The 22,687-nt window shown below is 43.0% G+C and carries 17 protein-coding genes; 9 read left to right on the top strand and 8 right to left on the bottom strand.

Annotation, left to right across the window (positions count from 1 at the left end; all coding sequences use genetic code 11):
- Positions 1-221: 221 nt before the first annotated feature.
- Positions 222-1,277, top strand: a complete 1,056-nt coding sequence (locus tag AC2FA3_RS04370) for a type IV pilus twitching motility protein PilT (RefSeq protein ID WP_490508489.1) — start codon at positions 222-224, stop codon at positions 1,275-1,277.
- 170 nt (positions 1,278-1,447) lie between these two features.
- A complete protein-coding gene (locus AC2FA3_RS04365; protein WP_490508488.1) occupies positions 1,448-2,569 on the top strand; it encodes a PilT/PilU family type 4a pilus ATPase in 1,122 nt (373 codons plus the stop codon).
- A 121-nt stretch (positions 2,570-2,690) separates the two neighbouring features.
- Here AC2FA3_RS04365 and fur read toward each other — a convergent pair whose 3' ends face one another.
- On the bottom strand, positions 2,691-3,125 hold the full coding sequence (gene fur, locus AC2FA3_RS04360) for a ferric iron uptake transcriptional regulator (protein ID WP_201547103.1): 435 nt from the start codon (positions 3,123-3,125) through the stop codon (positions 2,691-2,693).
- A 339-nt stretch (positions 3,126-3,464) separates the two neighbouring features.
- Between fur and AC2FA3_RS04355 the strand changes: the two genes are divergently transcribed.
- Complete coding sequence (locus AC2FA3_RS04355; RefSeq protein ID WP_490508487.1) at positions 3,465-3,869, top strand: outer membrane protein assembly factor BamE; 405 nt, start codon at positions 3,465-3,467, stop codon at positions 3,867-3,869.
- A gap of 36 nt (positions 3,870-3,905) precedes the next feature.
- On the opposite strand, the gene AC2FA3_RS04350 is transcribed toward AC2FA3_RS04355, so the two are convergent.
- The 4 genes from AC2FA3_RS04350 to AC2FA3_RS04335 all read right to left on the bottom strand — a co-directional run bounded on the left by AC2FA3_RS04350 (position 3,906) and on the right by AC2FA3_RS04335 (position 7,035).
- Positions 3,906-4,292, bottom strand: a complete 387-nt coding sequence (locus tag AC2FA3_RS04350) for an RnfH family protein (protein WP_490508486.1) — start codon at positions 4,290-4,292, stop codon at positions 3,906-3,908.
- Positions 4,292-5,434 carry a hypothetical protein gene (locus tag AC2FA3_RS04345; protein WP_490508485.1) on the bottom strand — a complete coding sequence of 381 codons (1,143 nt, stop codon included), beginning with the start codon at positions 5,432-5,434 and terminating at the stop codon, positions 4,292-4,294. The genes AC2FA3_RS04350 and AC2FA3_RS04345 overlap by 1 nt, the downstream gene beginning before the upstream one ends.
- 259 nt (positions 5,435-5,693) lie before the next feature.
- Positions 5,694-6,362, bottom strand: coding sequence for a c-type cytochrome (locus AC2FA3_RS04340; protein ID WP_201547111.1), 669 nt, complete (start codon positions 6,360-6,362; stop codon positions 5,694-5,696).
- Between the two features lie 337 nt (positions 6,363-6,699).
- Positions 6,700-7,035: a c-type cytochrome gene (locus tag AC2FA3_RS04335; protein WP_201547113.1), complete on the bottom strand. Its 336-nt coding sequence runs from the start codon at positions 7,033-7,035 to the stop codon at positions 6,700-6,702.
- Positions 7,036-7,429: 394 nt separating this feature from the next.
- Here AC2FA3_RS04335 and yihA point away from each other — a divergent pair, with 394 nt between their 5' ends.
- Complete coding sequence (yihA, locus tag AC2FA3_RS04330; RefSeq protein WP_490508484.1) at positions 7,430-8,245, top strand: ribosome biogenesis GTP-binding protein YihA/YsxC; 816 nt, start codon at positions 7,430-7,432, stop codon at positions 8,243-8,245.
- Positions 8,246-8,380: 135 nt separating this feature from the next.
- Here the strand turns inward: yihA and AC2FA3_RS04325 are convergent, their stop codons facing one another.
- Complete coding sequence (locus AC2FA3_RS04325; protein ID WP_490508483.1) at positions 8,381-9,094, bottom strand: HAD family hydrolase; 714 nt, start codon at positions 9,092-9,094, stop codon at positions 8,381-8,383.
- A gap of 154 nt (positions 9,095-9,248) precedes the next feature.
- A complete protein-coding gene (locus tag AC2FA3_RS04320) occupies positions 9,249-10,259 on the bottom strand; it encodes an RluA family pseudouridine synthase (RefSeq protein WP_490508482.1) in 1,011 nt (336 codons plus the stop codon).
- Between the two features lie 1,267 nt (positions 10,260-11,526).
- On the opposite strand from AC2FA3_RS04320, the gene AC2FA3_RS04315 reads away from it, so the two are divergent.
- On the top strand, positions 11,527-15,930 hold the full coding sequence (locus tag AC2FA3_RS04315) for an Rne/Rng family ribonuclease (protein WP_490508481.1): 4,404 nt from the start codon (positions 11,527-11,529) through the stop codon (positions 15,928-15,930).
- Positions 15,931-16,081: 151 nt separating this feature from the next.
- Here the strand turns inward: AC2FA3_RS04315 and AC2FA3_RS04310 are convergent, their stop codons facing one another.
- A complete protein-coding gene (locus AC2FA3_RS04310) occupies positions 16,082-17,005 on the bottom strand; it encodes a DUF808 domain-containing protein (RefSeq protein ID WP_490508480.1) in 924 nt (307 codons plus the stop codon).
- Positions 17,006-17,442: 437 nt separating this feature from the next.
- Here AC2FA3_RS04310 and AC2FA3_RS04305 point away from each other — a divergent pair, with 437 nt between their 5' ends.
- The 4 genes from AC2FA3_RS04305 (at position 17,443) to AC2FA3_RS04290 (ending at position 22,512) form a co-directional block, all read left to right on the top strand.
- Positions 17,443-18,303 (top strand): DsbC family protein, encoded by an 861-nt coding sequence (locus AC2FA3_RS04305; RefSeq protein WP_490508479.1) that lies wholly within the window; start codon positions 17,443-17,445, stop codon positions 18,301-18,303.
- Between the two features lie 225 nt (positions 18,304-18,528).
- Positions 18,529-19,893, top strand: a complete 1,365-nt coding sequence (locus tag AC2FA3_RS04300; protein WP_490508478.1) for a homoserine dehydrogenase — start codon at positions 18,529-18,531, stop codon at positions 19,891-19,893.
- A 139-nt stretch (positions 19,894-20,032) separates the two neighbouring features.
- Positions 20,033-21,214 (top strand): thiolase family protein, encoded by a 1,182-nt coding sequence (locus tag AC2FA3_RS04295; protein WP_490508477.1) that lies wholly within the window; start codon positions 20,033-20,035, stop codon positions 21,212-21,214.
- Positions 21,215-21,663: 449 nt separating this feature from the next.
- Positions 21,664-22,512, top strand: coding sequence for a DUF2382 domain-containing protein (locus AC2FA3_RS04290; protein ID WP_201611771.1), 849 nt, complete (start codon positions 21,664-21,666; stop codon positions 22,510-22,512).
- Positions 22,513-22,687 lie beyond the last annotated feature (175 nt).

The raw sequence follows: 22,687 nt of genomic DNA, 5'->3' as shown, positions 1-22,687 counted from the left end.
TGCATTTTATTTATATAGTAGATGGTTAAATAGTCATAGTCTTGTTATTATATTGTTACATGGTCTAACATATGCTACTGAAAAATATAGCAATCGTAACAGAATAGACCACACTCTTTTTAAGATAATTGATTTGAATCGTGTTATAGAATCATTAAACATTCTAGGCACTTTTTGGCTCACCATTATTTATTGATACTTATTGATAGGAATACCCCATTATGGCTGAAAAGAATAATTTAAGCATCGAAGACTTGCTGCGCTTTACGGTCAAGCATAAAGCTTCAGATTTACATATTTCAGCCGGTATGCCAGCGATGATTCGTGTTGACGGTGAAATGACCCGCATTAATATGCCAGAGATGAGCCATCAGGTTGTGCATCAGCTGATCTATGACATCATGAATGATAAGCAACGTGCCGATTTTGAAGAGTTTTTTGAGACCGATTTCTCTTTTGAAATTCCGAATTTAGCGCGTTTTCGTGTCAATGCCTTTAACCAAAATCGCGGTGCAGGCGCTGTTTTTCGTACCATTCCCTCTAAAGTTCTAACGATGGAAGACTTAGGTATGGGCGAAGTTTTCAAGCGTGTGTCTGACTTTAAACGCGGCATAGTATTAGTGACTGGGCCGACGGGCTCAGGAAAATCTACCACGCTCGCCGCCATGATTGACTATATCAATGAAACGCGTAAAGAGCATATTTTAACCATCGAAGACCCGATTGAGTTTGTCCACGAGTCTAAAAAGAGCTTGATTAACCAACGTGAAGTTCACCGCGATACCTTGGGTTTCGAGCCAGCACTGCGCTCTGCCCTACGTGAAGATCCAGACGTTATCCTCGTTGGTGAGCTACGTGACCTTGAAACCATTCGCTTGGCATTGACCGCCGCTGAAACGGGGCATTTGGTCTTTGGTACTTTGCACACCAGCTCAGCGGCAAAAACCATTGACCGTGTGATTGACGTTTTCCCCGCTGCTGAAAAAGATATGATTCGAGCGATGTTATCAGAATCATTACAGGCGGTTATCTCGCAAACCCTACTGCGTCGTCAAACCGGCGGACGAATTGCCGCGCATGAAATTATGCTGGGTACGCCCGCTATTCGTAACCTAATACGTGAAAACAAAATCGCCCAAATGTACTCCTCTATTCAGACGGGTGCTGGTGATGGCATGATTACACTGGATCAAACGCTCAAAAACTTAGTGTCCAAAGGTACCATTAGCAAAGATGTCGCACGTCCTCATGCCAAGCAGCCTGAAGCATTTATTTAGTATTGACTTTCATCATACTAAACGTACTAACACTCAGCATTTTATACCATCACAAATTAACAATCATAGATTCTTGCTTGGCTTTATTTATTTTTAATGGTCGTTATTTGCAGTCTTTAAAAGTTTATTGAAGCAGCTTTTAATCTATATATTACGAATGTAGGTACGTTATGGACATTGATAAACTTTTACAGCTTATGATTAATAAAAATGGCTCTGACCTTTTTATTACCGCTGACGTTGCACCATCCATGAAAATCAATGGCAAAATTTTGCCGGTTGGTAAAACGCCGTTAACGGCTGAGCAAACTATGAGACTGGTTAAAGGTGTCATGACGCCAAGCCAGCAAAAAGAGTTTGACGAAACCAATGAGTGTCAGTTTGCGATTACCGACCAAGCTCAGCAGGCACGTTTTCGGGTCAGTGCTTTTATCCAGCGCGATATGGCAGGGATGATTTTACGGAAAATTGAAAATAATATCCCAACGGTTGAAGAACTACGCCTACCACCGGCATTAAAAGAGCTGGCCATGAAAAAGCGCGGTATTATCTTATTGGTTGGGGCTACAGGTACAGGTAAATCGACCACCCTTGCGGCAATGATTGGACACCGTAACCAAAACTCGCATGGTCATATTATTACTATCGAAGATCCTATCGAGTTTGTCCATAAACATCGCGGTTGTATCATTACCCAGCGCGAAGTCGGTATCGACACCCATTCTTTTGAAGCAGGTCTTAAGAATACCTTACGCCAAGCGCCCGATGTTATTTTGATTGGCGAGATTCGTAACCGCGAAGTCATGAGTTACGCGATTCAATACGCTGAAACGGGACATTTGGTTTTTGCGACCTTACACGCCAACAACGCCAACCAAGCTATTGACCGTATTATTCATTTCTTTGAAACGAGTCGTCATAATCAGTTGTTTATGGATTTGTCCTTAAACTTGCAAGCCATTATCGCCCAGCAACTGATTCCAACGCCTGACGGCAAAGGACGACGCGCTGCTATTGAGATTTTATTAAACTCACAGCTGATTAGTGACTATATCCGTAAAGGCGAGGTTCATGAAATCAAAGATGTGATGACGCGCTCACGCGAGAGCGGTATGCAAACCTTTGACCAAGCGCTGTTGGATTTATATGAAAATGGTGAAATTACTTATAAAGAAGCCATTCTGCATGCCGACTCCCCTAACGATTTACGCCTAAAGATTAAATTGAGTAGCAAAAACGGCACCGCCAATTTAGATGAAGGCGCTGACAGTCTATCGCTAGATATTACTTAATTTTATATTCTTTAGTTAATATTTTCCATAAAAAAGCCCTCATTAAATGTGAGGGCTTTTTGCAGTTTTTAAATTAATAGTTTTTATATTATCATTATAAGATCGTTGGTTTCTAAACCGCTTATTTTGCACTGTCTCTACAAGCTTGATTATTACAGATACCATATAATACCAAAGAATGACCAGACAGCTTAAAGCCATGCTCTGCTGCTACTTTGGTCTGTTCTTCTTCAATCGTCTTATTATGGAATTCGATAATCTTACCGCAAACATCACAAACCAGATGGTCATGGTGCTCTTCTTGGGTGATCTCAAACACCGATAGATTGTTTTCAAAGTTGTGCCGCTCAACGATACCTGCTTGCTCAAACTGGGTTAGGACACGATACACAGTTGCCAGTCCCACATCCTCACCTTGCTCAATTAGCGCCTTGTATACCTCTTCTGCACTCATATGATGCAGCTCTGCGCTTTCAAGCAGCTCTAAAATCTTGATACGCGGTAACGTTACTTTTAAACCCGCTTTACGTAAATCTTGATTAGTAAAAGAAGCCATAATATCCCTTTTGACTATGAAAGTCTTAGCAAATAAATTTGGAAAACAGGAGTGAAATAATCGTCAATACTTAGCAATAATTGCTAGTGAAAAATAATCGTTATAAAAAACTGGCATTTATTAAGCGAATTTTTAGGGCATTTTTTTATAACAATCTGCTGCCAAGTGTATGAATTTACAATATAAATAATAAATACAGTAAGATAGCGTTTGGTAAATAATGTCGTAAGTGGTAGGCAATTGCAAGTAAATGACGTATCATTTGTCCAAGATTGTCAGCGAGAACAACATCACAGGTTTTTAGCTGTACCTAACCCATTTCTTATGAGTCATCTTACCATGATAAAGACATTAAATTTTCGTTCGTTAAGCGCTGCCAATGCAGTACGCAAGATTGCCATTACGAGTATGCTTAGTGCCGCTGTGGCTATGTCTGGCTGCTCGTTACTGAGTGTCTATAAGATTGATTTGCCACAGGGAACTGCTATTACCCAAACCCAAGCTCAAAAAGTGCAATTGGGTATGAATCAAAATCAGGTGCTTTATATTCTTGGTAGCCCAGCGATTAAAGACACACTAGCGCCAAAACGCTGGGATTATATTTACGACTATAAGGCAGGAACCGAAGGCCGCCGTCAAGGCATCGCCGATGTTAAAAATGCCAGCCAACATTTAATTGTCTATTTTGATGATAACGGTATAGTGACTCGGATTGAAGGTATCGATAGCTTACCTGCTTCATAAGTTTGATAGCAATCTAAGCCTTACTTAACTTGACGACTAACTACGAGATTTATTTTTGCGCTGAGACATAGGATCAGCGCTTAAGCTGCGATATACCTCTACCCGATCAAAAGCCTGCAATTGATAATTGAGTGGCTGCTTTTGCGCATATACCCCAACATGCCAACGCTTAGCCGTTGGCGTTGTCGTATTAACGACCTGCTCGCACCATGTTGCCAGCTCTTCAAACTGCTTCAGCCAACCGACTTGCGCCAATGCCTCATACAAAGTGGTACCCTGACTGACTTGCGCAGTTAGGTAATGCTGACGTACGCCATCTTCTGCATACGCCAAATATACTGTCATCAAATTGCTCTGCTCAGCCTGAGACATATTAACGTTATCTTCACCGTTATCAGTTGCATGGTTATTAGCAGTGTTCATTAGCTTAACCACTGCATCATCCAACCGATTAACGCTAATAGTAACGCTAACGGCACAATCAAGCGTATCGCCACCCGCCATAGGTTATAAAAAGCTTCGTTGCCAAAGTTTAAAGATTTACGCAGATGACTAATTTTCATCTGCCAACCAGCAAAGACAGACAATAACAACACGGCGATACTACTGATAATCACCAAAATACCGACCAGCCAATTAGTCGGTATAGCAACGACTAACAGCAGCGCTACTACAAATGTTAACACCACACTGACTAGAAAACCAAATTTATGCGCCAATTGCTGAGAGCTATAATGTAATAAATAGCTGGCCACAAATAACACCCCGACCCAATACAGTAACTGCCCAATCGGTGGTAACACCATACCACTGATAAATAAGGCGACCACGCCAACTACCAACTGTAATATCCAAATCGGCAGAACGAGCTTGGTTGCGCGATATTCTTGCGCGGCTTGATCACGAGAGGACTTCTGAGCGTTATAATTATCAACACCTACTGCAGTAACCGCTTGCTTATTCACTAAACTTTGACCAAACCAATATAAGCCTGTACCTGCGCCCACACTGACTAACGCCAAAGCAACTGCACGCGCCCATTCGCTTAAGCTGATATCAGTCATCGCAAAAGCGATATTTGGTAAACCGTTTGCTACGCCCAATAACAAACCGACCAGCATTAAGCCTAAGCCAATTGGTAAAGGCGCGACACCCAATAAGCTTAATAAGACAGTAATGACCATTAAACCTGCGGCAATAGCAAAGCTTGGCACGTCAGGCGCGCTATTAAGCTCTGTTAGAGCCGCTAAAATACCGGTACTTGCCCCCGATATAACCAGCGCTGCGATAATAATGGACACCAATGCTGCAAGCCACCCGAAGCCGCGCCATAAAGAGCTGGCATCTGCCTCGCGAGTGAGCTTTTGCATACCGGCAACAGGCGCTTCGGCACTACGATAGGCTAAGGCAATCTCAGCATAAACCACTGGTAGCGAAACGAGCACCATCGCTAATAGCCAAAGTAACCAGAAATCAATCTCGCCTATGGATGCTGGTGCAAACCATCGGAACAATAGTAGTGGGAGCAGCGCGGCGATAAAGTAAGAAGCATAACGGATCATCATAATTTAAACTCAAGCGATTCAAAGTGAATAACATTTAATGATATAAAGCACTTAGTGATATAAAGCACTTATAAACACCTATAATTTCTATGATAATTTTTCTACAGGCGGCTTATCTTATACAAGTCTTATAAAAGGGCATGCAAATTATATAAGGACTAGCAGTTATAAAAAAACCCCGAAATCGGGGTTTAATAGCTAAATCGTAATGACTGCATTAAAGTACATAAGTTAGTATTTCATCTAAACATGCAACGAATTAGTGAATAGCACTTACATAGTCTGACAAGATACGAATATCGCGATCAGACAGTTTTGATGCGACAGTTTGCATCATACCCATCTCACCTTCTTTCGCTGCGTCATTGGCACGTTTTTGCTCATCGCTATCGATATCGTCTGCACGACCAGCTGCACGGAAAAGCTTTAGCTGAGTAGCGATATATTCAGCGTGCTGACCACCTAAACGTGGAAATGCTGCCCAAACGTTACCCGCTGCATCTGGACCATGACAGCCTGCGCAACCAATGACACCACGTGACTTATCACCACCTAAAAACAGCTTAGTCGCTTCTTGCGTGGTAGCAGGGTTACCAAACGCCACACCCCAAGGTGCTTGGCTTGCATAATAACCTGCGACGTTGGCTAAATCTTGCTGAGATAAATTGGCAACTTGTGATTGCATGATACCGTTTTTGCGGTAACCTGACTTAAACTCAACCAATTGTTTGTATAAGTACTTCACATTTTGACCGCCAAGATTTGGCTGGGCTGGTATAGGACTCACACCATTAACACCATGACAAGCAGCACAGACCGTCTCTGCGACTTGTTTGCCAGCGTTAAGATCATATTTAGGAACAGTGATAGCAGCTTGTACGCTGAAACTTGCAACACATAAGCTGGCGGCAGCGATTAACTTTTTCATTGATACAAATCCTACTAACTCGATGTAAGCGTTATCTAGCATGATTGCAGTGTCAAAAGACGTAATAGTCACCTAGCCATCATTTTTTCAGCTAAGCCATATATTATATAGTCTTTATCACAAGCAGCCCGAAAGTACTTACTAATATCAGGGTTTATTTTGGATTATTATAGCAAGACTTTTTACTATTTGCCTACTTAATCGTAGCATTGCAGTTTTTTTCTGCTCATACCATAGCTATACGATTAATAAAAAAACAAAAAGCGCAAAAGGTTCAGCAACCTTGCGCCTTATATTATTTATCTCTACTATTATTTAAGCTTTAAATACTCACCTACTACTTACTCATATATTCGATAAGCTTGCGGTAATCGTCATCATTACAGTCTTCGCACAGGCCACCCGCTGGCATTTGAATCATGCCGCTTTTTACTGATTTAACTAGCGCTGGCATACCCTTTTGTTTAATAAGTTGTTGCCATTTGGCACTGTCGCCTTTTTTAATCGCATTTAGCGCGCCACTATCGTGACAAGCAGCACATGAGCTATCATAGGATGCAGCAATATCAGCTGCGCCGGCAGTACTTATCATTGCCGCACTGATTAATAATACTGCGCCGCTACTGGCTAATAAGCGGTTGCTTTTGGCAAAAAATTTGCTGATTGAGAACATGGGACACCTCACCTCGTTTCTTCATTCGCTTAATCAATGATTTTATTAAACGTCTTTCATCCAATCTTTCTAACTAAGATTGTAACAATATATGTCGTACTAATATATATAAATATAGTTTAGCTTTGTTAACGCTGTGTGATGAGGTAGAAATGACCCTAAGCACAATATTTATTTAAGCACATATTTTTATCAAGCTGTGATTAATATGAGGTTAATAGCCGTTATTTCAGTAACTAAGCGCCGTAATAGTATAGAATAGGCATTATCCTAAAACCTTATATGATTGAAGTCTTATTTTTGCAGTGCACCTATTCCATACGCTGCTTTAAGCCTTACTCGATTAAAAATTTTTCACTACCGTATCCAATTTTTCAAGATTAATGAGTCACTTATGAGTACCCCGTTCAAAGATGTCGCCGCTGAGCATGCGGATTTTAATACCAAAGCCCGTCAGCGCATTCAGCAAACAGAATTTTTGATGTCTGCACCAACTTTTCGTCTTTGTCCACCTGATGTGGGGCTAGAAGTTGCTTTTGCTGGACGTTCAAACGCCGGTAAATCGTCAGCTATCAATGCATTAACCAATCAGCGCCAATTGGCACGCTCGTCTAAAACGCCTGGTCGCACGCAGATGATTAACTTTTTTAGTATTGGCGATAGTGATAGACGTTTGGTCGATTTACCGGGTTATGGTTATGCGGCCGTACCGCTTGAGATGAAAAAAGAATGGCAGGTTGAGCTAGAAGAATATCTCGTATCACGTTCAAGCCTTGCAGGTTTGGTGCTGATGTCAGATATCCGTCATCCGCTTAAATTCTTTGATGAGCAAATGCTTTATTGGGCAAAAGATGGTGAGCTGCCGGTGCATATCCTGCTGACCAAAGCCGATAAGCTTAAATATGGTGCTTCTAAAAATGCGCTACTCAATACCCGTAAAAGACTGAAACAATTGGGCTTAAACTGCACCATTCAGCTATTTTCGGCGTTAAGAAAAGAAGGGCTTGATGAATTGGCAGGTGTCATGGGTAACTGGTATGAGTATCAACTGGATGCCAATAAAATTATTGAGTCCTCTTTTGCTTTGCTAGAAGGCGCTGAGCTAGAAGACGCAATTGAAAAGGACGCTATTGAAAAGAGCGTTGTTCAAAAAGGGAATATTGAGGAAAATAGTGCTGAAAACAACAGTACTGAAAACAATGGCGAGTAAACCTCATTATTTTTGCCAGTCCTACTTTTTAATCAGTTACAGTCTTTGACCAAAAAGGGTTTATCGCTAATAACGATAAACCCTTTTTGATTGTGATTTTTATGAACATTTTTCATCATTTAAATCAATTCTTAATTAGGCACATAATAACTCGGCCAAGGCTTGCGGAGTATCTACTTGATAAGTTGGCTGCTGTGCGGCAAGCTCGCTACTCGATGCCGTACCATAATTGACTGCGATACTGGTCATGCCCAAACGGTTGGCCATTTGAATATCATAAATACTATCGCCAATAAATACCGCCTGCGAGATTGACTGCTTGGTATGGTCTAAAATATCGCTCAGCATTTGCGGGTCAGGTTTTGAGCCTGACTCATCAGCACAGCGCGTGATGGCAAAATAGTGATGACTGTCAGAGCCCTCTAATACCCGATCTAGTCCCATTCTTTTCTTGCCTGTGGCGACCGCAAGCTGCTTATTTTGCTGCTGTAAGGTTTGCAGCATATTTTCGATAGGCGCAAAAAACGGCGTACGATGACTGTTTGCAATATAGTAGTCCGCATAACTTTGCTGAATCGCTAGCTTCTGCGCATCATTTGCTTGCGGGTATAAAATCTCAATGCCACGCATTAAGCTCAGCCCGATGATGTTTTTGACTGCCTGATCGGTGGTGGTAAAGCCATGCGCCTCACCTGCGACATGCATCGACTCAACGATTAAGCCAATCGAATCCATCAAGGTGCCATCCCAATCAAAAATAATCAGCGTTTTATCTGCTAAGTGATGCTCGGCTGCTAACTCAGAAGTATTGGCTGCGGCGAATTTATTAGCGAGTGATGCTGCTGTCATGGACTAACCCTTAACAATTCATCGTGAATGGCGGATGTGAAAACGTCACGGTCACTTATTTGGCTAAAACATGTCCTTATAAGTGACTGTGACGTTTATGCTTCATACTGAATATTAATATATAAACTGAGAATTGAATATCAGTCATTTAAGCTTATTCAGGTAGTTTAATGTCTGCTGGTAACCAAGCTACCATCTCATCTGGTAATGGCGCGGTGATGGTTTCATAACCAGGAATATCCAAGCGCCATGCATGTAGGCACAGACGATGGACGCCAGACTTGTCATGCACATTGTATTTATCATCACCTAAAATAGCATGACCAATATGCGCCAAGTGTACGCGGATCTGATGAGTACGACCGGTCAATGGCTTGGCTTCAAGCAAACTGACTGGCTGATTGGCAAGCATAAAGCGACCATGAACGATAATATCTGTCTGGCTTTCTTTGGCTTGCGCATCTTGTGCATCTACTTTTACGCGGCGCTCACCACTAGCCAGTGTATAGCGCAATAATGGCGCATCGATACGCTGCTCGTTCAGTGCAGGCTGACCTTTAGCGATACATAGATAGTGCTTTTGGATAGTCTTATCAACAAGATGCTGCTGCAAGGCTTTTAACGATGAGCGCTTCTTAGAAATCATCAGCAAACCTGATGTATCTTTATCGATACGATGAATCAGCTCGAGATACTTTTTACCCGTCACTTCGCGCATGGCTTCAATAACGCCAAAATCTAAACCACTACCGCCATGAACGGCGATACCAGAAGGTTTATTCAATACAATCAAGCCTTCATCTTCGTAGACCACACGTGCCAATAAACTCTTGGCAAATTCGGTACTGATAATAGGTTTATCACGGGTGGCTAGCTGGACGGGCGCAATACGCACCACATCTTCACGCTGCAATCTGTCATGCGCTTTACAGCGTTTATTATTGACGCGCACTTCGTCCGAGCGAATCATTTTATAGATATGCGGTTTAGGCAAGCCTTTTAGACGATTGAGTAAAAAGTTGTCCAAGCGCTGGTCATGCTGATGGCGAGTGACTTCAAGGTAATTTACCTTTTCAAAGTTACTAATTTCGTCATCGGCGCTTTGCGGGCGCGTTTTGCTATTAAAGATAGCCGGAGCTTCGTGGATAGGTTCGTCGTTTGTCATTTTGGCATTCGTCATTTTTAGTTAGGTATTTACATAAAGATTTGCTATAGTTTAGCATGTTGAGCGCCAATTAAGCAGAGGCTGCGACAATAATTCATTGTTGTTACAGACAGTGTAGCGCCATTTTTATTACTGGTCAGTACTGGTTAGTAAAGCGCTGCCAGCTATAAAACCTGCCAAGCTTGTGTGTTTCATCCGATTTTAAGGGTGTTATATCCCTTGATATACCCTATAATGCCCCATAAATTGTAAGAACAACGCTGACATTTATTAGTACAAAACTGTATGTATTAGTACCAAATAAATTATCAGTATAAGATTGTTTATCATTACAGAATATTGTGACATTAGACAACATCGCTTTGATAGATTGCGTAACAACAATTTTATCAAACGATAACAACATAACATTTACTCACTACCGCATAACCACGACTTGCCTTGATAACTATTTATGTTTATACATAACTATTTATCCTACAGTCTTTTAGGCGCGCAGATGAGCAAGTATGGGTCGTTTAGAGCCAGAATCGAGCATCATTAATTGATTGTCGATAGCTGCCTGAGTATTGGTGGTCAAACAGAGGACGATAAGTAGAATAGACAAGAGACACCGTGCCGATAAGCCGGTCATTTATTCTGTTTGCCAAGTACGCCCCGCTGATGACGACAGCAGCGCCACCTAGCTTTGAGATACCCCAGATATTATTGACGTTATACCCAAAAGAACGATAAATAAAGAATGACCAATTGCTTTACCTAAAAGGATAACCGCTGCTCGGCACTATTTTATACGATAACACTTATCTAATAGTCCTTAATGACAGCGATATTATTGCTAGACCTTGATTGATTACTGTGACAGCACGATGCTTTTTTAGTACCTGTTATGTCTTGACTCTCAGTTACTATCCACCGCCACCCTTACAACGTGCGCTGACCACCAAACTGGATAAGACAACTGTCATAAAAGACCACTAACTTGCTCATGCATTAATCATTAGAACAAGCCTACTCATAATAACTCTATAGATAGTAGCCTTACACCCTATCTTATCTATGTGAATGTTACCGACATTAGCATACCTTATAGCTAATACATTTTAGGTCGAAAAGCGATTGCGAAAAGCCCGCGCGCTTATCCCATTCCTGCTTTACGTTCTACCGCTCATTAACGTCTACTCAGCTAATTGTATTATTAGCTACACTTGCCACCCTGCCCTAAAGCCTGTCTCGTCGTTGTTGTGCGTACTCATAGGATACCAATATGAAACGCATTTTAATCAACGCCACCCAAAACGAAGAAATTCGTGTTGCCCTTTGTAAAGGCAATCATCTTTACGATTTCGATTTAGAAAACCGTACCCGCGAACAAAAAAAATCCAATATCTATAAAGGTCATGTGACCCGTGTCGAGCCATCGCTTGAAGCGGTATTCGTCGAATATGGCTCACAGCGTCAAGGCTTCTTACCGATTCGTGAAATTTCTGCTGAATACTTAAGCGGCAATCCACGTGATGAAAACATCAAAAAACTGATCAAAGAAGGCGACGAGCTCATCGTCCAAGTTGAAAAAGAAGAGCGCGGTAATAAAGGCGCTGCTTTATCAACTTACGTCTCACTAGCAGGTCGTTATTTGGTACTAATGCCAAACAACCCTCGTGGCGGTGGTATCTCACGTCAAATCTCGGGCAAATTGCGCGAAGATATGAAGCGTATGCTTGGCAGCTTAGATTTGCCAAAAGGCATGAGCGTCATCATTCGTACTGCTGGTATTGGTAAAACCCAAGAAGACTTACAACACGATTTAAATCACTTGCTTAATATCTGGCAAGCTATCCAAGAACAAAACCAAAAATACCCGTCACCGCGCTTGGTGCATCAAGAAGCAGGCGTCGTGACGCGTGCCGTGCGTGATTATCTACGTGATGATATTGCTGAGATTTGGATTGATAACGAAAACGCTTATATCGAAGCGGCCGGTTTTATCGATGCAGTCATGCCAAAACAAGCTGAAAAACTGCGCAAATATACCGATTACGAGCCGATGTTTTCTCGCTTCAATATTGAAAAACAAATCGAAACGGCTTATCAGCGTGAAGTACGTCTGCCATCAGGTGGCTCAATCGTTATTGACCAAACTGAAGCACTAGTTTCTATCGATATCAACTCAGCCAAGTCGACCAAAGGCTCAGACGTTGCTGAAACCGCTTATCATACCAACTTAGAAGCCGCCGATGAGATTGCTCGTCAGCTACGTTTGCGTGATATGGGCGGCTTGATAGTCATTGATTTCATTGATATGAATGACAACAAGCATCAAAAAGAAGTTGAAAAGCGCTTAGTCGATGCAACCAAATATGACCGTGCGCGCGTCCAATTCGGTGATATTTCTAAATTTGGTTTGATGGAAATGAGCCGTCAGCGTCTGCGTCCATCATTAGAAGAATCGACTGGCTATATCTGCCCGCGCTGTCACGGTAACGGCATGATCCGTGACTTACGTTCATTGTCGCTATCAATTATGCGTCAGATTGAACAGATCGCCCTAAAAGAACGTCAAGGTGAAGTACAGGCAGAAGTACCAACGGATATCGCTGCTTTCTTATTAAATGAAAAGCGTGATGCCTTGGTCTACCTTGAGCAAGACAGTGGTACGCGTATCACTATCTTGCCGCACGCGCATCTAGAATCGCCAAACTTTAAGCTTCACTTTAACCGTGACGGCTTTGCACCTTCAAGTTATGAGCGTATTACGGATACAGCCCAAGAACATAGCGATTTGGGTTATGAGGTTGACTGGCAAACCGCTGAAAAAGAGCGTCCTGAGCAGCAGCCGACGCGCCAGCCACGTCAAATAGCCGATAACAGCAGTCAAGCGACTACGAGCGCCAATGAGCAGCAAATTGCGCCAAGCCAGCAGCAGAATACGACCAGTCATAGCAATGACCATCGTAGCAATGCCAATGCTAGCAATGTTTCATCAGCACGGGTGCCGCAGACACAGCCACAAACACAAGCGCCAACGCAAAGTGCACCGGCTGTTGTGGCTACAGCTGCGCCAGTAGCGACCCAAAACATGCCAGTTGCTGCCCAACCGCAAGCCGTCGCTTGGTTATCCAATTTATTTGCCCAAGCACCGCAGGCACAAACCTCTCATAGCGTCAGTAGTCGTGATGCTGCTGAAGCCATTGAAGCTCTGGTCAATACGGGCGCGCAAAGCTTAGGCTCGTTTGGTCAAGTGGATAACAGTGCGCTTAGTGCTAATAATCAAGCCTCAGCAGCGCCACAAGAGAGTAATCAGCAAGCCAATAATCAGCCGTCAAACGTTAACGCCAATCGCCAACAGACGGCTAACAATACTTCTAACGACGACAATGATGCTGAAGAAAGAAGAAGACGTAAGCCACGTAAATCAAGACCTTCTAAGACGCGCCAAAGAAAAGAGCTGTCAGATGAAACCAATGATAACGTCACTAGCGATGCGGATGCTATAGAAAGCAGCACAAATAGCGCTGATAATAAAGAATCGAATAGCCAACAATCTAAGAACCAAGATAAACGTCAGCAGGATAACAGACGCCCTAATGACCGTAATCGCAATAATCGTCAAGACAGCGGTCGTAATGATAATGAGAGCAACGAAAATAGCACAGGTAATGAACGTCATGAGCGCACCGACGCTGATGAGAAAAACGCCAATGCTGCAGACGAGCAAACTCGTGCTAAGCGTAAATCAAATAGCCAACGTCAATCACGTGGAAAACTTGAGCGCGGCGAAACGTTAAACGCTGATAATGCACAGCAAAATGGGCAGCAAAGCACTAAAGATGCTAGCAATGGCAATGCTAGAAACCAATCTAGCTCGCGCCGCAACCAAGACCCGAATGAAGTTGTTTTGCAGGTCAATGAAGCCGCAATGGAAGTTAAATCGCCAGAAGTTGTGCATTTATCTTTAGATGACAGTAAGTCTGTAACAGCCGCTCGCCAAACGCCTGACAAGCAAAGCGTTGAAAAAGCTAGCAATGACGCTAATACAGAGAAAGCAAGTCAAGAAGACAGCACGCCGGAAAATGCGGATAAGCACGAAGCTGTTGAGCAAAAGACCGACAGTCAGGCTGCTAAAAGCAGTAATGGATCGGTTGATAACCGTGAAAAAAGTAGTCAGCAAGTCAATAGAGCTGAAACTGTTAACAATGATGCAGCTCAGTTAGAAGAAGCAAAAATAGCAGAGCCAACAACAGCAGACCAAGCACAACCAAGTGCTACTGAAGCTAAGGTGCAAATGTCTGATGCTAAGTCTGTAGATGATAGTAAAATCGCCGCTAAAAAAGTTGATGCTAAAGAAGCAGGGGTAGATGAGCAGGTAACTTCTAACAGCAGTGATGTTCAAACTGACCGTCCAGCTGATAGCAAAAAGCTAGCGGAAATTCAAAAGCCAGTAGACACCACCGCTGAAAATGACGCAGCTATAGAGAAAACTCAGGAAACTGCTTCTGAGACTGACTCTGATGTTAATTCTAAGGCTGACGATGCCAGCAATAGCAAGCAACCAGCGTTCGAGCTTAATCATGAAGCTTTATTTGCTAAGCGCTATGTGACGGCCAATAAGTTTGGTCAAGCCAGCAATGACCCACGTGTGGTACGTCGTCAGCAGGCTCAAATACCGACAACTAAAACAGCTGTAGCTGAAATACCTCAGGTAAATGAGAAAAGCGCTGTAAACGTACCAGCTATCCGCGGTACAGTTGGTGAATTTATCCGTGCAACGCTACCCGAAGCGCAAGCGCGCTTAGCAGCAGAAGGCGTTATTAATTGCTTCAACGCGGCTATTGCCTTGCATGTAAAGCAAGCTCAAGCCGCTATCACTAATGAGGACGAGGTCAAAGTCGATAGCAGCAACGAGTCTAAAGTCGAGAATGGCGAAACTGCCAATCAAAATTTTGACTTTAGCAACTATGGTTATCAGCCTTTAGCAGCAGATTATATCGCCCGCTTTGAGACGATGACGCAAGCGGTCAGTCAGTTTGCCGCAGCGCAAGGTAAAACAGCCGTTGAACCACGTGCTATCAACAAAAGAGCAAGCAACGACCCACGCGGTCAGCATCCTGACTATCAGGAAGTAGCTGCAGTGACAACTTCTGAAGCGCCGGCAAATGATGCTTTAGCAGCTGACAGCGACGGTAATGCTCATATAGATGCTCATAACGTAGAAGCGAACGCTCTTACAAGTCAGGGGCAGACAGATGATGTCAGCGCCGATAGTGGGCAGTTGTTGAAGGTTGAGCACGCGCTAGAAGAAGAAAACGCGGCGCAATCTGATACTGATGCTGTGGAGGCGAAAGACCTTAAAACAGCAGATGCTGAGGTCAAAGAGGCTGATACTGAAATCACCGTTTCTGATGTCGAGCAAGTCGAAACCGAGCAAGCATCCGCGTCAACTGAACCAGCGACAAAAGAAGAGATTCATGCGGCGAAGTCAAAAACAACTATCGCCAGTTATAAAAACATGATTGAAAATGTGGCTGAGCAGCTGTTGCCACAAAAAGGCATGTTTAATTTAACCACGCCAAAAGTGCCTAAGGCACGTACGCGTAAGCCTAAGACTGAGCATAAAAAGCCAACGCAAGCTGAAAAACCAGAATCTGACGATACTGATAGCGAAAGCTAATAGCCTGTTATCAATAGTCTTTTATAAAATGTAAAAGCCCCAAAGTTGTCATCAACTTTGGGGCTTTTTTATATCTTATCTAACAGTAATTATTATAAATATGAATCTTTAATACTCAAAATTCTTGGTAAATCAGATTTGAGAAACCATATTAATGCGCTGAAGGCTCGCCTTTATGGCGTATTTTATTGATAACCGTAAATAAAGCAACGATAGCAGCACCAATGATAAAGCCAATAACACCATTTAATAGCGCCGTCGTAAAGCTCTCAAACACGCCAGTCAAATGAGCAATGTCCTCAACTTCATGGTGTAAAAAATTAATGCCGTGCACTAAGATACCACCACCAACTAAGAACATTGCCAAAGTACCAGCGATCGATAAAAACTTCATCAATTTAGGCGCTGCCGCAAATAAAACCTTACCAACTTTTTGAGTAAACTTGCCGTCTTTCTCCATCATATGTAGGCCCACGTCGTCGATTTTAACGATACCGGCGACTAGACCATAAATACCAACGGTAATGCCAATAGCTAAAATAGACAGCACCAAGCTGCGCTGTAACAGAGTAGCCGTTGCCGTTGCTCCTAGCGCAATAACGATAATCTCTGCCGATAAAATAAAATCAGTACGTACCGCGCCTTTGATTTTTTCTTTTTCAAAAGCTACCAAATCAACCGTTTCATCAGCATTAGCCTGCCGACGAGCTTCTTGCTCCTCGTCATCTGGCAAAGCATGCGGCCAAAATCGATGAATCACTTTTTCAGCGCCTTCATAAACCAAAAACAAGCCACCGCACATCAGCAAAAAGGTAATCAAAGGCGGATAAATGGCACTGATAAGGATTGCCGCTGGTACCAAAATAAGCTTATTAATAAAAGAGCCTTTGGCGACCGCCCAAACCACTGGCAGCTCACGATTTGCTTTGACGCCGGTGACTTGCTCCGCGTTCAATGCCAAATCATCACCCAACACCCCCGCGGTTTTTTTGGCGGCGATTTTAGTCATGACCGAGACGTCATCGAGTATCACACTGATATCATCAAGTAGGGTTAATAAGCTGGCACCTGCCATATGGGCTCCTTAGAAAATTAGAAAGAAAATTAGAAAATTTTTTTAGTAAATAAATCGCGGTATAGCTTATAAAAAAACACACTTATAAGCAGTAGCCTACCTAGACATAAAGTGAGATGAAATAGTACAAATGTATTTTATATCTGCTTTTTAATAGCTGTCTGTAAATGACAAATTTAGCGTTAATAAATTTGGCAATACCAATAAAATGCTAATAAATAGCCTTTAGTGGTTATTTCTAAAAATATGTTAATATGAAAGCTATAACTACTTATCTTTTTTTATCAATAAATTATACTTCACTATTGAAATATATCGCTCTGATAACAAAATCTAGTGAATATACGATAAGCGTTCACACACTCTTTACTGCACGTTACTGTCCTCTTTTTTATATCTATATCTTGCTTAGGCATGACTGCCTAAAGGAAACACCTATGTTTTTACCTTCTTTTTCTAACACTACCCCTACTCGCGATACATTTTCTCGCAAGCCTTTATCGCGCATGATGATGGGTGCGTTGCTGGTGGTGGTTGCGGCGGGCTGCTCTAATAATGCGGCTGATGCAACCAGTAATACAGGCATTGTGAATAGCGCCGAAGCCAAAGTTAGCACCGCGCAAGCGTCAGCCGATAGTGATTCAGCGGTGGTCAAAGCCTTACAAGCAAATCTAAAAGCATCAGGAATTGAAGAAAACATCCTTTCAGCCGTGCCAACAGATATGGACGATATTTACTGGGTGACGGCGTCGGGCTTACCGTCTTTCTTTACCGATAAATCTGGTAAGCACATTATCCAAGGGCAAATCATCGCTGTTGGTGCAGAAGCGCCGGTTGATATCAGTGGTGCCTTGGTTGCCAAAACCGCGCAAGATGCTCTAAAAGAAGTCGACAAAAAAGACATGATTATTTATCCTGCTAAAGGCGTGACCAAGTCTGTCGTTTATTCCTTTACCGATGCCGATTGTCCTTATTGTACTAAGCTCCATGAGGAGATTGATGACATCAATGCGCGCGGTATTGAAGTGCGTTATTTAGCATGGCCGCGCAGCGAAGGCAGTATTCCAAAAATGGAAGCCATCTGGTGTAGCGAGGATCGCAATGCGGCGATGGATCAGGCGAAAAGAGGTGCCAATGTCCAAGCACCGAGCTGTAATAGCCCTGTAAAATCACAAATCGAGCTTGGTATGGCACTGGGTGTGCGCGGTACACCCGCTATCTTTACTGAGTCTGGACAGCAAATCGGCGGTTATTTACCAGCCGATCAATTGGCGCAAGCCGCGATTGATGCCAGCTAGTTATCTGCCCTGATATTATTGACTTTAGCGACAGTGAGTTCGGGTAGACGTCACAAGCGCTTGTCGGTATGATACGATAAAGCGCTAGGCAACATTAGCCGTATATTTTTAGACCGTTCTTCTTTATATGAGCTCTCTTTATATCAACGCTTTTATATAAGCGTTTTTATGTAAGAGCCTGCATAGAAGCATTTTTATCCAACTCTATAATCTCTTGAGGATACTGTGAGCAAATCCATCAAACTAGCGATACTTGGTCTCGGCACCGTCGGAACAGGTGTGATCAATCTAATCAATGATAATCTAGATGAGTTAAAACGCCGTAGCGGACGCGATATTGTGATTACCGAAGTCGGTACCCGTCGTCAGCGCGATGATATCGACCCGAACATTATTCAAAACAGTGACTTGATGGCGGCGGCTGCCAGTGACAATGTCGATATTGTCATCGAAGTGATTGGTGGTACGACGTTGGCTAAAGATGTGATTATGCATGCCATTAAAAACGGCAAACATGTGGTCACCGCCAATAAAGCCCTGCTCGCTGAACACGGCAATGAGATTTTCGCCTTCGCTGAAGCCCATAATGTCCATGTCGCTTATGAAGCGGCGGTGGCAGGCGGTATCCCGATTATTAAAGTCATGCGTGAAGGCCTTGCTGCCAATAAGATTGAGTGGTTAGCCGGTATCATTAACGGCACTGGCAACTTTATCATGACTGAAATGCGTGATAAAGGTCGTCCATTTGCCGATGTACTAAGTGAAGCACAGGAACTTGGTTATGCCGAAGCTGATCCGACTTTTGATGTTGAAGGCATTGATGCCGCTCATAAATTGGCCCTACTCGCCTCTATTGCCTTTGGTATTCCGCTACAGTTTGATAAAGTTTACTGTGAAGGTATTACGGCTATTACTTTGCAAGACGTCAACTATGCTGAAGAGCTTGGCTATCGCATCAAGCATTTAGGCTTTGCTGTACGCCGTGAGGTTGATAACTCAGGTGACGCTAGTACTGCTGGTATTGAGCTGCGCGTCCATCCAACACTTATCCCGCAAAATGCCTTACTTGCCAACGTTAATGGCGTAAAAAACGCGGTCTTGGTCAACTCTCATCCGCTTGGACAAACGCTTTATTGCGGCGATGGTGCCGGTGCCGGTGCAACCGCGTCTGCAGTGATGGCCGATGTGATGGATTTGGTTCGTGTACTTAGTAATAAAGACAGCAACGATCAAAGCAGCAGTAATCAAAATAACCACGGTCACCATGTGCCGCATCTCGCCTTTATTCCAGAGCAATTATCAGACACGCCTATCTTGCGCGCCGAGCAAATGATTACCGGTTATTATCTACGCGTGCATGCTCATGACAATCCTGGAGTATTGGCGGATATCACGCGCATTTTGAGTGATGCGGGTATCAATATCGATGCAATTTTACAAAAGCCTGCCCATAAACTTGGTCAAGTACCGGTGATTATCTTGACGCTGCCTGTGGTTGAGAGTCAGATGAATATTGCCATTGAAAAAATCGAAAAGCTCGATACCATTACGGATAAAGTTGTTCGTATCCGCTTAGATGAGCTGGCTTAACTTGTCCAGTAATTAAGATAGATGACTCATTAAGCCAGACCGCTATTAATCCATAGGCGAATGGCTTGAGCTTAAATGTTTTATTTTAATGATTAAAAATAGCACTTTCGTTTCAAATACCTAAAAAGGAAGAATAACAATGTCAAATGATGCAATTGTAATTTTAAACGGCGCACGTACACCAATGGGCGGTTTCCAAGGCGCACTTAAAGACATGAGCGCCACAGAATTGGGCGCTGCTGCTATTAAAGCCGCTGTTGAGCGTTCAGGCGTGAGCGTTGATAACATTGATGAAGTCATCATGGGATGTATTTTGACCGCCGGTCTTGGTCAAGGCCCTGCCCGTCAGGCGATGCGTAAAGCAGGTCTAAACGATGCTACTGGTGCCGTTACCATTAATAAGCTTTGTGGTTCAGGTCTAAAAGCAGTTATGCAAGCGCACGATGGCATTAAAGCGGGCAGCTTTAAAGTGGCAGTTGCAGGTGGTATGGAATCAATGACCAATGCTCCTTATATCATGCCAGGGTCGCGCGGCGGCTACCGCATGGGACATAAAGAAGTTAAAGACCATATGTTCTTAGACGGTCTAGAAGATGCCGAAACTGGCAAACTAATGGGCCAATTTGCACAAGAAATGGCCGATGAAAAAGGCTATACCCGTGAGCAAATGGATGATTTTGCTATTGAATCGCTTAACCGTGCGTTGACAGCCATTAAAGACGGCCATTTTAAAGATGAAGTCACGCCAGTAACTTTCAAGACCCGTAAAGGCGAGCAAACCGTTGATACCGATGAGCAGCCTGCCCTTGCCAATGCGGAGCGTATTCCTACCCTACGTCCAGCTTTCGCCAAAGACGGTACGATTACCGCGGCAAACGCCAGCTCAATCTCAGACGGCGCTGCAGCGGTTGTAATGATGAAAGAGTCACAGGCAAAAGCGGAAGGCTTAGATTACCAAGCACGTATCGTAGCCGCTGCTTCTAACTCGCGTCACCCAAGTGAGTTTACCATTGCTCCAATTGGCGCAATTGAAAAAGTATTGGACAAGGCAGGCTGGTCGGTTGCTGATGTTGACCTTTGGGAAATCAACGAAGCGTTTGCGATGGTGACGATGGCTGCGATGGACGAGCTAAATATCGACCATGCTAAAGTTAACGTTGAAGGCGGCGCTTGTGCCCTTGGTCATCCAGTCGGCTGCTCTGGTGCGCGTATTTTAGTGACGCTTATCAACTCGCTAAAACGTACTGGTGGCAAGAAAGGCGTTGCAACCCTATGTATCGGTGGCGGTGAAGCGGTTGCCGTGGCGATTGAACTGGCTTAATTGTAGACTATTAAGATAATTTAGCCTTTAGAATCGAGTATATAATTTAAAAGTTTGACTCTCCTTCTTAAAATTTTAAAAACCGCATTGCTAGTCGCTATGCGGTTTTTTTACGCTCAAAATCTACAAATACTGCGAAGTTGTTCATTACGGTAAGAAAGCCTTAACTTAAATTTATATAGCGGTGGTGACTTTTACAGCCTATTACACGTAATTACCTCAAGCGCACACTTTGCTACCTTGCTTATATATCTCATTGAAAATCGTGCTGTTACGATAATAACAAGTTGATGGAGAGGCTGAGTATTTAAGCAGGACCTCAGACATAGCCTTTTAAGAAGACAACTTATCAGTTTTTTAGTAATGCAAATTTTTATCGCGTTACCATTTAAAAAAATAATTATTAATTTACTCACTATAAAATTTACTCATATAAAAGGAAGATAACAATGAGCCAACTAATTCGTTTAAAAGACATCCAAGCTACTCACCATGACCTGATTGGTGATGACTATTATGATCCAACGGGCAAAACCGCTTACGGCGTTAATGAAGAAAAAATCGGTAAAATTGAAGGTGCCCTAGTAGAAGATACTACTGGTCGTATCCGTTATTTAATTGTTGATGCAGGCGGTTGGTTCAGCTCAAAAGAAGTATTGGTACCAGCAGGTTTGGCACGTATTGTTGGTGATGACGTATTCTTTGACAGCCTAACCCAAGCACAAGTAGAAGCGATGGAAGTATATGATCATGACTATCAATATAGTTATAAAGATCAGTATCAAAAAGACCGTCAGACGTTTGTTGCTGATAGCATTCCAGAAACAGAGCGTATGGAAATTGCAGACCATGCTTATAACGCGCCAAATACGTTAGAGCTACTAGAAGAGCGCTTAACGGTCAATAAAGATCGCATCGTCGCTGGTTTGGTTAAAGTTGGTAAGCACGTAGTTACCGAAGAGCGTAACGTAGATGTCGAGCTAGAAGAAGAGCATGCTAATATTCAACGTACCAATGTAGATCGTCCAACAGATCGCCGTATCGGTGATATAGATGGCAATCAAACGATTGAAGTTGAGCTAGAAGCAGAACGTGCACGGGTTAACAAGGAAACCTATGTAGCGGAAGAAGTAAACGTTGGTAAAACAACAGAGCGTCATACTGAAACGATTGCTGAAACCATTCAACGTGAAGAGCTAGATATTGATGGCGATGGTAATGTGGTTGACCGTGATGGTAATCTTTTTGACCGCGATAATATCACTGCCGAAGATGTACGCCGCGCTCGTGGTATGTAATAAGCGATTCTTTCATATAGTTCCATTATCTTTGATAAGTAATTTTTAATAAGCTTTTTATAAGATGAATGGATACCATGTGACAGTGATTAGCAGCTGGGTTATATACTCAGTGAATAAGACCAGAGCTCGTCTCTGGTCTTTTTTTATACCTATGTATTTATATATACCATAA

This window comes from Janibacter sp. CoH_79_TC_3, from assembly GCF_058197955.1.
The sequence above is the reverse complement of the archived record's forward strand: the minus strand, read 5'-3'. Positions and strand labels throughout refer to the sequence as shown.